This is a genomic window from Pseudonocardia sp. ZF1, assembly GCF_056835605.1.
Genome location: NZ_JAJNBY010000001.1, coordinates 1487858 through 1501201, shown reverse-complemented (window position 1 = coordinate 1501201; position 13344 = coordinate 1487858). Strand labels below are relative to the sequence as shown.

The 13344-nt window shown below is 75.0% G+C and carries 11 protein-coding genes; all 11 read right to left on the bottom strand.

Going from position 1 to position 13344, the window contains the following annotated elements; translation table 11 throughout:
• Positions 1-46: 46 nt before the first annotated feature.
• Positions 47-382 carry a hypothetical protein gene (locus tag ZF1_RS07490; protein WP_482636846.1) on the bottom strand — a complete coding sequence of 112 codons (336 nt, stop codon included), beginning with the start codon at positions 380-382 and terminating at the stop codon, positions 47-49.
• Between the two features lie 38 nt (positions 383-420).
• Complete coding sequence (locus tag ZF1_RS07485; RefSeq protein ID WP_476654097.1) at positions 421-1716, bottom strand: YeeE/YedE family protein; 1296 nt, start codon at positions 1714-1716, stop codon at positions 421-423.
• Positions 1717-1742: 26 nt separating this feature from the next.
• Positions 1743-3746 carry a hypothetical protein gene (locus ZF1_RS07480; RefSeq protein WP_482636845.1) on the bottom strand — a complete coding sequence of 668 codons (2004 nt, stop codon included), beginning with the start codon at positions 3744-3746 and terminating at the stop codon, positions 1743-1745.
• Positions 3747-3748: 2 nt separating this feature from the next.
• Positions 3749-5581: a hypothetical protein gene (locus tag ZF1_RS07475; RefSeq protein WP_482636844.1), complete on the bottom strand. Its 1833-nt coding sequence runs from the start codon at positions 5579-5581 to the stop codon at positions 3749-3751.
• A complete protein-coding gene (locus ZF1_RS07470) occupies positions 5578-5943 on the bottom strand; it encodes a hypothetical protein (RefSeq protein ID WP_482636843.1) in 366 nt (121 codons plus the stop codon). The genes ZF1_RS07475 and ZF1_RS07470 overlap by 4 nt, the downstream gene beginning before the upstream one ends.
• A gap of 730 nt (positions 5944-6673) precedes the next feature.
• Complete coding sequence (gene couO, locus ZF1_RS07465) at positions 6674-7546, bottom strand: 4-hydroxyphenyl-beta-ketoacyl-CoA hydrolase (protein WP_482638682.1); 873 nt, start codon at positions 7544-7546, stop codon at positions 6674-6676.
• Between the two features lie 21 nt (positions 7547-7567).
• Entirely contained in the window at positions 7568-8533 is a 966-nt protein-coding gene (locus ZF1_RS07460) for a 3-hydroxyacyl-CoA dehydrogenase NAD-binding domain-containing protein (RefSeq protein WP_405418758.1), read from the bottom strand.
• Complete coding sequence (locus tag ZF1_RS07455) at positions 8530-10476, bottom strand: acetoacetate--CoA ligase (RefSeq protein WP_482636842.1); 1947 nt, start codon at positions 10474-10476, stop codon at positions 8530-8532. Before ZF1_RS07455 ends, ZF1_RS07460 begins: the two co-directional genes overlap by 4 nt.
• Positions 10473-11249: a crotonase/enoyl-CoA hydratase family protein gene (locus ZF1_RS07450; RefSeq protein ID WP_208822643.1), complete on the bottom strand. Its 777-nt coding sequence runs from the start codon at positions 11247-11249 to the stop codon at positions 10473-10475. The genes ZF1_RS07455 and ZF1_RS07450 overlap by 4 nt, the downstream gene beginning before the upstream one ends.
• Positions 11246-12754, bottom strand: a complete 1509-nt coding sequence (locus tag ZF1_RS07445; RefSeq protein WP_482636841.1) for an acyl-CoA synthetase — start codon at positions 12752-12754, stop codon at positions 11246-11248. Before ZF1_RS07445 ends, ZF1_RS07450 begins: the two co-directional genes overlap by 4 nt.
• Positions 12755-12811: 57 nt before the next feature.
• Positions 12812-13291, bottom strand: a complete 480-nt coding sequence (locus tag ZF1_RS07440; RefSeq protein WP_482636840.1) for a MarR family winged helix-turn-helix transcriptional regulator — start codon at positions 13289-13291, stop codon at positions 12812-12814.
• Between the last annotated feature and the right edge of the window lie 53 nt (positions 13292-13344).

Here is a 13344-nt window from a genome sequence, read left to right as displayed (position 1 = left end):
TCGGCTCGGCCCGGGCGGCCCTGTGCACAGCCGCCCGGGACGGGTCTCAGCTCAGGCCGTCCAGCACGCCGAACGCGGGCGCGGTCAGGTCCACCGGCTTCAGCAGGTCCTCGGGCGCCGCCACCGCCGGGACGTCCTTCAGCAGGTACACCGGGGTGTTGCCGTCCGCGCGGTCGCCTGCGGACTCGTTCAGGTCGGCCGAGTCGCTCGGCGTCGCCTCGCCGTCGTAGTGCCAGACGGAGCCGTCGTAGTGCGCGTCGCCGTGGCCGTGGCGGCTGCCGTGGTGGCCCTCGTCGGCGTGCGCGAGGCCGCCGGCCAGGGTGGCCAGCGCCCCGGCGCCGGCGACGGCGGCCAGCGCGCGGACGGTGGTACGTGCGGTCATCGTGTGAACCTCTCTGGTGGGGGGAGCGTCCGGCCGGCTCAGCAGAGCGAGTCGGCAGGCTTGGGGTTGGTCAGGCCGAACAGCGGCCGCAGCCGCAGCCCGACCCAGGTGCCGCCGAGCGCGACGACGGCCCAGATCCAGCCGTGCAGGCTGAACGAGGCGATGCCGGAGAAGTAGGCACCGATGTTGCAGCCGCCCGCGAGACGCGCGCCGTAGCCCATGGCGATGCCGCCGAGGACCGCGCCGAGGGCGAGCTTCCACGGGATCCGCTTGTGCAGCACGAACGCGCCGCCCACCGCGGAGGCCACCAGCGCGCCGATCATGATGCCGACGTCGAGGTTGGAGATGCGGTCGGCCAGCACCGGGGCGGCCAGCGACCGCGCGTTCGCCGGGACCTGCCAGTACGCCAGCCCCGCCATGTCGAACCCGACGGCCTGCAGGAGCTTCGAGCCCCACAGCGCGAACGCCGAGGTCACGCCCCACGGGGCGGCGGAGACGAACAGGACCGCCGCGTTGAGCACGGCGAGCACGACCGCGCCGACCCACATCGGCCACGATCCGCGCAGGACCCGCGCGACGCCGCGCGCCGACGGCGGGCGCTCGACCGGCGGCGGGGTCCGCCGGCGGGCGACCACCCAGGTGACCGCGGTGATCGCGGCCGTCACCAGCAGGGTGACGGCGACGGCGCCGGGGTAGCCGAGCAGCTGGGCCAGGTTGACGCTCGGGCCCTGCGGCACGGTCTGCGTCCAGAAGGTGTGGGTGAACACCGCGAACATCGAGCCGACGACGAACCCGAGCAGGGTCAGCACGATCGCGGACTGCCCGCTGCCGACGGCGAACAGCGTGCCCGAGGCGCACGACCCGCCGACCTGCATGCCGACGCCGAACAGGAACGCGCCGACGACGAGCCCGATGCCGATCGGGTTGGTGAACCCCTTCGGCTCGCCGGCGAGGGCGAACCCGGACGAGAGGATCACCGCGAACAGCACCGACGCCGTCGCCAGCATGACCATGTGCGCGCGGATCGCGGCGCCCTGCCCGACGGCGACGAGCTGGCGCCAGCCGGAGGTGAAGCCGAACCGGGAGTGGAACAGGGTGAAGCCCAGGGCCAGGCCGAGCGCGGCGGTGCCGACCATCGTCACCGGGGCCACCGTGCCCACCCCGACCAGGAACAGCACGGCCAGGACCAGGCCGACGGCGACGACCCGCCACTGCGGCGGGGCGGCGGCGCGGTCCTGCGGCCCGAACGCGGTGCGCCCGCTGCCGGGCAGCTCGCGCAACGCGCGGGCCAGTGTTCCCGGCGACCGGCCGGGCGGGTCCTTCGTGATCGACACGGGAGCCTCCTCGTGGGTGGTGGTGGTCAGGGGGTGGGTCCGGCGGGGGCGCCGGTCCCGGGGTCGGTGTCCGCCCGTCCGGGCCCGGTCAGCGCGGAGCCGATCCGGACGATCGCGCCGCCCGGGAACCAGGCGGCCTCGTTGGGGCCACCGTGGTGCCCGCCGTCGTCGTCGGCGGCGGTCATCGGCACGCTCACCGGGGCGGCACCGTACAGAGCCGGTGCCGGGTCGGTGTAGGCCTCTCCGGTCGTCGCCGCCCAGGCGCGCAGCCCCGACAGCGACGGGGCGGATCCCGGTGCGACGGCGGCGAGCGTCCGGACGTAGCGCTGCGGGACCTGTTCCTGCGGGCCGAAGTCCAGCGGGAGCAGGGTGCCCGGGCTCTGCCCGAGCACTCCCCCGGTCAGCAGCCACGGCGCGAGGTAGGTCCCGCCGAGCGCGGTCGGCGTGGTCTGCGCCGCGCGGGCGGTGTCGCGGACCGTCGTCGCGGCGTGCTGCCAGCCGGACACGACGACCAGGGCGTCGTCCGGGCCGGGGGCCGGGCGCACCGGCAGCCCGGCGGCACCGGCTTCGGTACGGACGACGTCGGCGGCCGCGCGGGAGCGGGGCGACACGTCACCGGCGATCGCCAGTCCCGGCGCCCCCTGGGAGGCGAGCGCGCGGACGGTGCCGCGCAGCGCCGGGGCGTCGGCCGGGTCGAGCCCCTCCGACGGGCACGGGCCGGCTGCGGGGTCGCCCCCGGCCAGGATCCGCCCGACGGCGGCGGACAGGCACTCCGGCCCGTCGGCACCGCTCGCGCCGGCGGGCGCGGTCCGGTCGGTGCCGACGTCGACCGGCACCGCGCGGGCCGGTCCCCCGGCGGTGAGGGTGATCGAGGTGGTGCCCTCGGGCAGGTCGACCAGCGCCCAGCCGCCCGGGGCGCCGGAGCGGGCCGTGAACGGCACGTCCCGGTCACCGGTGCGGACGGCGTAGCCGGCGGGGGCACCGGTGTCCCCGTGCCCGGCGGGCATCGTGGCGTCGGGCCCGGTCACGGTGACCCCGGCGCCGGTGAGCTGGACGAGGTTGGGGCCGGGGCGCATCGGGGAGACCGCCAGGGTGAGCGGTCCGGCACCGAGGTCGACCGAGCGCAGCAGGGCCTGTCCCGGGACGGCCGCGGGCGCCGGCGCCGGGAGGGCGGCGAGCAGCGACGCCGCACCGACGGCGACGACCGCGGCCAGCGCGGCGGGGGTGCGGACGCGGTCGCGCACCTCGTCGGCGCGGACCCGGTTGGCCGCACGGCGGATCAGCAGCGTCTCGGCGAGCAGCAGGGCCGCGACCGCGGCCGGGGCCGCGACCGTCACCAGCGCGGCGCGGCCGAAGCCGGTGCCGTGCACGTCGGTGAGCGAGAACGGCCCGGCGACGGCGAGCCGCACCGCGGCGAGCACGGCCCCCACCGTGCCCGCCGCGATGCCGAGCACGCGCACCCGGGCGGGCCGCGTGTCGTCGTCGGTGCGGGTGGTGACCAGGTGCACCGCCGCACCGGCGGCCAGGGACCCGGCGACGGCGTACCCGGCGTCCGGCGCGAACCACGGCGCGCCGGGGGTGCCGGCGAGCTGGAGGGCCAGCAGCGCGGTCACGGCGACTGCGGGCAGCACGGCGAGTACCGGGCGGGGACCGACGAGCAGCGCCGGTACCGCGACCGTGACCAGGAGGAGGAACAGGGTCCAGCCGGTGAGCCCGGCGCCGGACCGGGTCACCGCGGCAACCGCGGCGGAGACGGCGACGAGCGCCGCGACTCCCGCGACGACCCGCTCGGCGCGTCCGGGCGCACCGGCCAGGACCCGGACCAGACCGGTTCCGGCCACCACGGCGAGCGCGGTGAGCAGGACCAGCCGCAGGGCCGTGTCCGCGAACGGCACGCCGTCGAAGGGTCCTCGGGCGAGGACCGCCGGGGCGGCCCCCGCCACTGCACGGAGCAGGGCGGGGGCGTCCCCGGCCGGGCCGGCGGGCAGCCCGCCGGCCGGCACGAACGTCACGATCGACGAGGGGGACATCATCAGTCCTTGATGTCCTCGTCGGCCGCGACGAACAGCATCGAGTGCGGCTTGGCGTTGCCGAAGTCGCCGTGCGGCCAGTGCTGGCGGTTGAAGCTCACGCACGTGTCGCCGGTGTCCTCGTCCGTGAACGACTCGTCCAGGCTCAGCGAGCCGTCCGGGGCGATGTCGGTCATGCACAGGCGGTGGTCGCCGTCGAGCCCGGTGCGGGCCACGAAGTAGTTCGCGGTCGCGAGGCGCGTGGGCCGGTCGGTGTGGCGGTAGTAGCCGTCGTCACCGCGCTCCAGGTTGTCCAGCGCGCCCCAGTGCGGGCCCGCGCCGGTCTGGTCCGGGTTGATGCCGACCGTGCCCTTGATCGTCGGGCAGTCGCTCTCGGCGCCACCGGCGGTGGTCTCCTCGATCGTGTCGATCGAGCACTGCGGCGCGTTGCCGGAGGCCAGGAGCTTCTCGATGTCGAGCGCGATGACCCCGCCCGCGGTGCCCTTGTCGTCCGGGCCCAGCGTGCCGGCCTTGCGACCGATCGTGGCGTGGTAGAGCGTCGTGTCGTCGGCGCTGGTCTGGATCCAGCCACCGTTGGCGCTCGGACCGCCGTTCTCGCCACCGACGCCCAGCTCGGGCGCGGAGGTCCCCAGGTCGAAGACCTCCTTCCACTCCGGGTTCTCGGCGGTGATGTCCGGCGTGTAGAAGATCGCGCCGCCCTGCATGGTCTGGGCGAACGCGCCCTTGTTCTCCGGCCGGTTGGTGACCGTGGTCTCCATGACGGCGCGGTTCTCGTTGCGCAGCGGGTCGACCCCGTTGGAGCGCGGGCCGGTCGGCAGGTACTGGACCGACGTGACCTTCGGCTTGTTCAGGTCGGAGATGTCCCAGGTCCGCACGGTGGGCCGGCGCAGGTACGGCGACGGGTTCTTCACCGGGTCGAGGATGATCGTCCGCGGCTCCGCGTAGTCACTGGTGACCATGGTGTTCAGGTCCTCGCGGACCTGGATGCCGTGCGGGTTGGCGCAGGTGGGGTTGCCCAGGGCCGGCATGTTGAGGCACTGGGTGGGGTCCTCGGGCGTCTCGGTCGCGGCCGGGGCCTCGACGAGGTTCCTGCCCTCCTGGTCGAACCGGATCACCGAACCGGGAGAGCCCGCGAAGCCGTTGCCGGTGCGGACCTCTCCGTTGGTGTAGCGGCACGGGCCCGGGGCGACGGGGCCGCCCATGTAGGTGCCGTATGCGGTGCCGTCCTTCAGGACCCAGTACGCGTCCGGGACCGAGCCGCAGAGCGTCTGCGACGGCAGCGAGATGCCCGACAGCGTGATCTCCGGCAGCGCCGCGACGTCGAAGACGTAGGTGGCCGCGGAGAACAGGCCGCCCGCGTAGATCTTGTCGCCCTTGCGCCACGAGTACTGCATGTGGTGCGGCTCGTTCTCCACGAGCGGGCCGACGGTCGCGGTGTTGACGACCTTGCCGTAGTCCGAGGTGCCCTTGGTGACGTCGACGACGGCCAGGAAGTCCGGACCGGGGAGTGCGTCGCGGACCTTGTCGACCGGGTCGAGCAGCGACCCCGGCAGGTTGCGCACGTCGGCGACCGCGGTGTCGGCGACGTTCTCGTCACCGGCCCAGACCAGCGCGTACTCCTTCTTGGGCCCGTCGGCGGACTGCTGACGGGCCTCCGGCGTGAGGTTGTTCTCGACCCAGTAGTTCTTGCCGTCGGCGCCGGTGACCTCGGACTTGACCTTGTCGATCGTTCCCTGGGCCGACGCGGGGATCGCGACGACCCCGGCGACGACGGCGGCGCTCGCGAGGGCGATGAGCCCCCGCCGCGCCCAGCGGGACTGCGGGAGCAGGCTCATTCGCCGGCTCCACCGGACAGGAAGGTCGGGGTGATCTGCTTGGGCGCCGTCGACACGACGTCGACCAGCCCGGCGGCGGGGACGCCCGCGGGGGCGAAGTCGCGCAGCTGCTGGATCGGCTGGTCGGAGTCGAACGCCTCGTAGGACGACTCGACGGGCGGCGCGGTGGGCGCCGGGTCGGGCTGGTCGTCGTTCGCGGGCCCAGAGGAGTCGGAGCTGAGGATCGGGCCGAGGTCGGGGACCAGGTCCGGGGTGGCCGCCTGGGCCGCGCCGGACAGGCCGATCAGGGCGGTGCCGGCGAGAGCGGCGCCGCCGGCGATCAGCCGGGCCCGGGACGCGGACTGTGCGCGGTGCTGAGGCACGACGTGTCTCCTTCTTTCGTGACGGGGAGCGAGGTGGAGTCCGATGTGGACATCCGCCGAGCGGGCCGCGGCGTCGTCCGTCGTGGACGGCGCCGCGGGGCGCGGGCAGGTGCGGGCGTGCCCTCCGAGGGGCGTCGGACCCCGCCCTCCCGGGCCGCCGGGAGGGCGGGGCGGGAGGTCCGCGCGGGGGCGCGGTGGTGTGTCGGGGAGCGCGGGGGCGGTCCCGTGGCTACCGCGGCTGCGGACCCCGTGCCGGGGACGGCGTGCGGCGGAGCGCGGGCGCGCCCCGGGAGCCGGGCGCGGTCAGGCGCCGGAACAGAGCGCGCTCGCCTGGCGGCGCAGGTCGACGTGGCGCCGAACCGCGAACCGGGAGACGAGGTGCATGGGAATCAGTAAACAGACCCGTTCGGAGCAACTCGACACCGGACAGGTCCACATCATGGGAACGGGGTCGCAGAGCCCCGAGATCGGGCGTGGGGAGTGACCTGGGCTACTCCGTACGGACCGGGACGACCCGCCCCGCGGTGCCGGAACACGGCGAAACGAATCACCTGATCGTGTCAACGACGTCGGGAACCGGTTCGCTTCGAGGCGCTGACCTGCGACGACGCACGACGCGACGGGCCGTACGGGAACCCGTCCGGACAACCCGGGCGGCCGTCGATCCCGTGACCGGCACGAGCGGGGGGTCCGGTGCCGCATCCGGCAGCGGACCCCTCGCCGTCGACGATCACCCCAGTCCGAGCATCCGCACCGCGTTGTCCTTGAGGATCATCGGCCGGACGTCGGGCTTCATCTCGAGGGTCTCGAAGTCCGCGAGCCACCGGTCGGGGGTGATGACCGGGTAGTCCGAGCCGAACAGCACCTTGCGGCGCAGCATCGTGTTCGCGGCCCGCACCAGCTGCGGCGGGAAGTACTTCGGCGACCAGCCCGACAGGTCGATGTACACGTTGGACTTGTGGGTGGCGATCGAGATCGCCTCGTCCTGCCAGGGCACCGACGGGTGGGCGAGCACCACGGTGAGGTCGGGGTGGTCGGCAGCGACGTCGTCGAGCAGCATCGGGTCGGAGTAGCGCAGCTTGATGCCGCGTCCGCCGGGCAGGCCGGCACCGATCCCGGTCTGTCCGGTATGGAACAGCGCGGGCACCCCGAGCTCGGAGATGGCCTCGTAGAGCGGGTAGAAGGCCCGGTCGTTCGGCTCGAAGGCCTGCAGGCTCGGGTGGAACTTGAACCCGCGCACGCCGTGCTCGGTGACCAGGCGCCGGGCGCGCGCGACGGCGGCCTTGCCGGCGTGCGGGTCCACCGAGCCGAACGGGATGAGGATGTCGGCGTGCGCCGCGGCGGCGTCGGCGATCTCCTCGCTGGACAGCGGCGGGTGCCCGGTGCCCGACGGCGCGTCGACGGTGAACACCACCGCGGCGATCCGGCGTGCCCGGTAGTGCTCGGCGATCGCGTCGATGGTCGGCGTGCGGTCCTGGTCGGCCTTGAAGTACTTCGCCGAGGCGTCGAGCAGCTCCTGGTCGAGGGCCAGGCAGCCGTGGCCGTCCTGTTCGACGTGGACGTGCACGTCGATGGCATCGACGGTGGCGGGGTCGAGCGGCATGGCGGTCCTCTCCACGGAGGGTCAGGGGAGCTCGGTACGGGACTTGGCCTCGAGCAGCGCGGCGAGGACGCTGTCGCGGCGGGCGGCGAGCGCGGGGCCGTCGAGGTCGCCCAGCTCGTCGCGGACGCCGTCGACCAGCGTCGCGGCCAGCTCGGGGGTGAGCGTGACCTGGCCGAGGTCGCGCCACCACCGCTCGGTGGGCGGACCGAGATGCTCCAGGATGTGCGCGAGGCCGCCGGGACCGCCGGACAGGTGCTGGTTGGCGAACGGGCCGAGCACCGCCCAGCGCAGGCCGGGGCCGTGGGAGATGGCGGCGTCGACGTCGGCGACCGTCGCGACACCCCGCTCGACCAGCGAGTACGCCTCCTGCCACAGCGCGGCCTGCAGCCGGTTGGCCAGGTGGCCCGGCACTTCGGCCCGCAGCCGGACCGGCCGCTTGCCCAACGCGGTGTAGAAGGCGAGCGCGGCCTCGACGGCGGACTCCGCCGTCCGCTCCCCCGGTACGACCTCGACCAGCGGGATGACCTGCGGCGGGTTGAACGGGTGCCCGACGAGCACCCGCTCGGGGTGGCGTGCCGCGCCGCGGGCGATCGTCGTCGGCAGCAGGCCCGAGGAGCTGGAGGCGAGCACGACGCCGGGGGCGGCGGCGGAGTCCAGCTCGGCGAACAGGGTGTGCTTGAGGTCCTCGCGCTCGGGGCCGTTCTCCTGCACGAACCCGGCGGGCCCGGCGGCGTCACCGGCGCTGCCGGCGAACACCAGGTTCGCCACCGGCAGCGGGCCGTCGTGGCCGGGGAACGGGCCGAGCGCGGCGAGGTCGGCGCGCAGCCGGTCCTCGGCGCCCGGTGCGGGGTCGAAGGCGCGCACGTGCAGGCCGCGGGCCAGGAACAGTGCCGTCCAGCCGACGCCGATCACCCCCGTCCCGACGACGGCGACGGTCCCGACCCCGGCCGCGGCACCGGCGCCGCCGGGGGTCCCGGGCGCGCTCACGCCGGCGTCCCGGAGGCGAAGTGGACGAACGCGTCGAGCGCGGTCGGGTCGGCGAGCACATCGCGGGAGGCGACGTCGTCGACGGCCGCGCCGAGCAGGATGCGCTTCACGGGGACCTCCAGCTTCTTGCCGGTGCGGTTGCGCGGCACGACCGGCACCGCCTCGATCCGGTCCGGGACGTGGCGCGGGGTGAGCTCGCCACGCAGCGCGGTGCGGATCCGGGTGACCAGGGCGTCGTCGAGGGGGGTGCCGCCGGCGGGCTGCACGAACAGCAGCAGTTCGCCGTTGCCGCCCGCGGGGTCCTCCAGGTGCACCACGAGCGAGTCCTCGACCTCGGGCAGCTCCTCGACGACGCGGTAGAACTCGGCGGTCCCCAGCCGGACGCCGCCCCGGTTGAGGGTGGCGTCGGAGCGGCCGGCGACGACCGCGGAGCCGTCGGCCGAGAAGCGGACCCAGTCGCCGTGCCGCCACACCCCGGGCCAGGTGGCGAAGTAGGTGTCGCGGTAGCGGCTGCCGTCGTCGTCGCCCCAGAAGCCGACGGGCATCGACGGCATGGGGGCCCGGATGACCAGCTCGCCGAGCTCGCCGACGACCGGGCGGCCCGCGTCGTCGAAGGCGGCGGCGTCGACCCCGAGGCAGGGCCCGGAGATCTCGCCGGACCACACCGGCTGGAAGGGGCTCCCCTGCACGATGCCGGAGCAGACGTCGGTGCCGCCGCTGCCCACGTTGAGCAGTACCTCGGGGCCGAACTGCTCGGCCACCCAGCGGTAGCCCTCCGGCGGGAGAGGGCTTCCGGCGGCGCCGATCTGGCGGACCGCGGACAGGTCGTGCTCGGCGGCCGGGCGCAGGTCCGCGGCGCGCGAGGCCATGAGGAACCCGGGGCTGGCACCCAGCAGCGTCGCGCCGGTCTCGGCGGCGAGACGCCACTGCCACCCGAGGTCGGGGTGGGCCGGGTTGCCGTCGATCAGCACGATCGAGGCCTGCCGCAGCAGCCCGGACACCAGCGCGTTCCACATCATCCAGGCGGTCGTGGAGTACCAGAGGATCCGGTCGCCGGGGCCGAGGTCCCAGCTCAGGGCGTGGTTCTTGAGGTGCTCGACCAGGATGCCGCCGTGGCCGTGCACGATCGCCTTGGGCAGCCCGGTGGTGCCGGAGGAGAACAGCACGCACAGCGGGTGGTCGAACGGGACCGGGTCGGCACCCGGCTCCGGGTCGGCGGCCAGCAGCTCGTCCCAGGTCATCGCGTCGGGCACGGTGTGCGGCCCGTACGGCACGGCGACGACGTGGCGCACCCCGGGCAGCCCGGCGCGCAGGGCGGCGACCTCGTCACGGCGGTCGACGTCGCGTCCGGCCCAGCCGTAGCCGCCGACGGTGAGCAGCACCACCGGGTCGATCTGGCCGAACCGGTCGAGCACGCTGCGGGCGCCGAACTCGGGGGCGCAGCTCGTCCAGACCGCGCCGAGCGAGGCCGTCGCGAGGAACGCGACGACGGTCTCGGGCAGGTTCGGCAGGTACGCCGCGACGCGGTCGCCGCGGCCGACGCCGAGCCTGCGCAGCCCGGCCCGGGCGCGGGCGACCTGCTCGCGCAGCCCGCCCCAGGTGAGCTCCACCCGGTCGCGGGTCTGGGAGCAACCCACGACGGCGACGTCGCCCTCGGGGCCGTCCAGGGCGTGCGCGGCGTAGTTCAGCGTCGCGCCCGGGAACCATTCGGCGCCGGGCATCCCCCGGCGCCCGAGCACCGCCCGGGGCGGGGTGTCGAACCGGACGCCGAGGTGGGTCGCGACCGCGGACCAGAACGCCTCGGGCTCGGTCACCGACCAGCGGTGCAGCGCGGCGTAGTCGGGCAGGCTCGGGCCGTGCCCGCGCTCGACGGCGGTGACGAACCGGCCGATCTCCGTGGTCTCCCGGACGTCGTCGGCGACGGGGCGCAGCAGCTCGCTCACCGGCGCACCTTCCCGCCGCGGCCGTCGAGGAAGGCCCGCATCCTCTCCTGGGCCTCGGCACTGGACGAGGCGACGGCGGCGACCAGCGACTCCATCATGAAGCCGTGGTCCGGGGAGGCCTCGGCGATCCGCGGCAGCGCCTGGAGCACGGCGACGTTGGTGATCGCCGAGTTCCCGGCGACGGTGCGGGCCAGCTCGCAGGCGCGGGCCAGGCCCTCCCCCGGGCCGGTGCGGTAGTGCGACAGGCCCAGCGTGTGGCCCTCGTCGGCGTCGAGGACGCGGCCGGTCAGCATCATGTCGGTCATCCGGTGCACGCCGATCAGCCGCGGCACGCGCACCGACCCGCCGCCTCCGACGAACAGGCCGTGCTGGCCCTCGGGCAGCGCGTAGAAGGTGGAGTCCTCGGCGACGCGCAGGTGGGTGGCCGAGGCCAGCTCCAGCCCGCCGCCGACGACGGCGCCCTTGAGCACCGAGACGACCGGCAGCCGTCCCTCGGCGAGCCGGGCGAACGCGCGGTGCCACATCCGGGAGTGCTCCATCGCCGCGACGACGTCGCGGTCCCCGAGCTCGGACAGGTCCAGCCCGGCGCAGAAGTGGTCGCCCTCGGCGTCGAGGACGACGGCGCGCACCCCCTCGGGCGGGCGGGCGAAGAAGTCCTCGATGCCGAGCACGGTCGCGTCGTCGAGGGCGTTGCGCTTGCGGGGCCGGGACAGGCGCAGCACGGCCACCTCGTCGTGGCGTTCCACGGTCAGCGACTCCGGCAGAGAACTCACGACAGCTCCTCGGCGACGGCCGCGGCCGCACGCAGGTCGACGCGCCGGACCTTGCCGGACGCGTTGCGGGGCAGCTCGTCGACGAACCGCACGTACTTCGGGACCTTGTAGCGCGCCAGCCGCCCGGCGAGCAGCGCGCGCACCGCGTCGGCGTCGAGGTCGGTGCCGGGGCGCAGCTGCACGTAGGCCGCGCCGACCTCGCCCCAGCGTTCGTCGGGGACCCCGACGACGGCGCAGTCGGCGATGTCGGGATGGGTGACCGCGACCGCCTCGACCTCGGCCGGGTACACGTTCTCGCCGCCCGAGATGATCATGTCCTTGACCCGGTCGCCGGCGAACGCCCAGCCGTCCTCGCCGGCCCGGAGCACGTCGCCGGTGCGGAACCACTCCCCGCGCCGCGACGCCGCGGTCTCGTCCGGGCGGTTCCAGTAGCCGGGGCTGACGTGCGGCCCGCGGACCAGCAGTTCGCCGGGCTCGCCGTCGAGGGGGGCGAGCTCGCCGTCGCGCTCGACGGCGACGTCGGTGAAGAAGTGCGGCACCCCGACCGAGGTCGGCGGGTGCGCGGCCGTGCCGTCGCGGGTCGCCATGTGCACCCCGGGCGAGGCCTCGGTCATCCCGTAGCCCTGCTGCAGCGCGACGCCGCGCTCCAGCCAGGCCCTGGCGACCCGCTCCTGCACCGGGGACCCGCCGTAGACCACGGTGCGCAGCGACGACAGGTCCGTGCCCGCGAACGACGGGGACTCGCACAGCATCTGCAGCATCGTCGGGACGGCGGCGAAGCTGGTGATCCCGGCCTCGGCGATCCGGCCCAGGACCGCCGCCGGGTCGAACCGGGCGACGAGCTCGACGCTGCCGCCCTTGAACAGCGTGGGCAGCGTGACCTGGGAGAGCCCGACGCAGTGGAACAGCGGCGAGATGCACAGCGTGCGCTCGTCCGAGCAGACGTCGACGTGGGCGAGCTGGTTGACCGTGTTCCAGGTCAGGTTGCCGTGGGTCAGCACCGCCGCCTTCGGACGACCGGTGGTGCCGGAGGTGTAGAGCAGCACGGCCGGGTCGTCGAGACCGGCACCGGCGTCGTCGCGGGCGGGCCCGCGGGCGAGGTCCTCGACGCCGCGCACGACCGGGATCCGCGGCGCGGTCGCGGCGACGAGGTCGTCGGCGTCGGCGCCGTGCACGAGCAGCGTCGCGCCGCAGTCGTCGAGCATGTAGCCGACCTCGGCGGGGGCCAGGCGGTAGTTCAGCGGGACCGCGACCGCGCCGAGCCGCCACGCCGCGAAGCAGGTCTCCAGGGTGGCGACGGCGTTCACCCCCAGCCAGGCGACCCGGTCCCCCGGCCCGACGCCCCGCTCCGCCAGACCGCCGGCGATCCGGGCGGCGCGCCCGGCCAGCTCGGCGTGGTCGACCGCCCGCTCCCCGTCGGACAGGGCCGGGGCGTGCGGGCTGATCCGCGCGCGGCGGGCGGGCCAGGTGCCCAGCCCGAGGCCGGGACCGGTGATCGGGCTCATGGGGCTCCCTCGCTCCTTGATATCAAGCAAGTTGATAGCAAGGTGCTTGCCATGGGGTCAAGCGTCGCCGTCCGGCGGGATCCCGTCGCGACCGGCCAGTGCGGCGAGGCACCGTTCGAGGGCGTCGGCGAACACCTCGGCCTGGTCGGGCTCCAGCGCGTCGAGCATCCGGCGCTCGACGACCCCGGCCGCGGCGTGGCAGCGGGCCAGCGTCGTGTCGCCGTGCGGGGTGAGCCAGACCTGCAGGATCCGGCGGTTGTCCGGGTCCGGCCGGCGCTCGACGATCCCGTCGCGCTCCATCGCGGCGACGAGCTGCTGCATCGCCTGCGGGGTCACGAAGTGCCGTCGCGCGAGCTGCGCCGAGGACAGCCCGCCGCGGCGCTCCAGCACGCTGAGCGCGGTGTACTGGGCCAGCGTCACGCCCAGCGGGCGCAGTGCCTCCTCCATCCGGGCCCGCTCGGCCATCTGCAGGCGCTTGACCAGGTAGGTCAACCGCTGCCCCCGCGTGCCCGTCGGTACCGACGCCGCATCCGTCACGTGTGCGATCCTAACGATCGTGGCGCTGATCACAAGTAACTTGCTATAAAGCT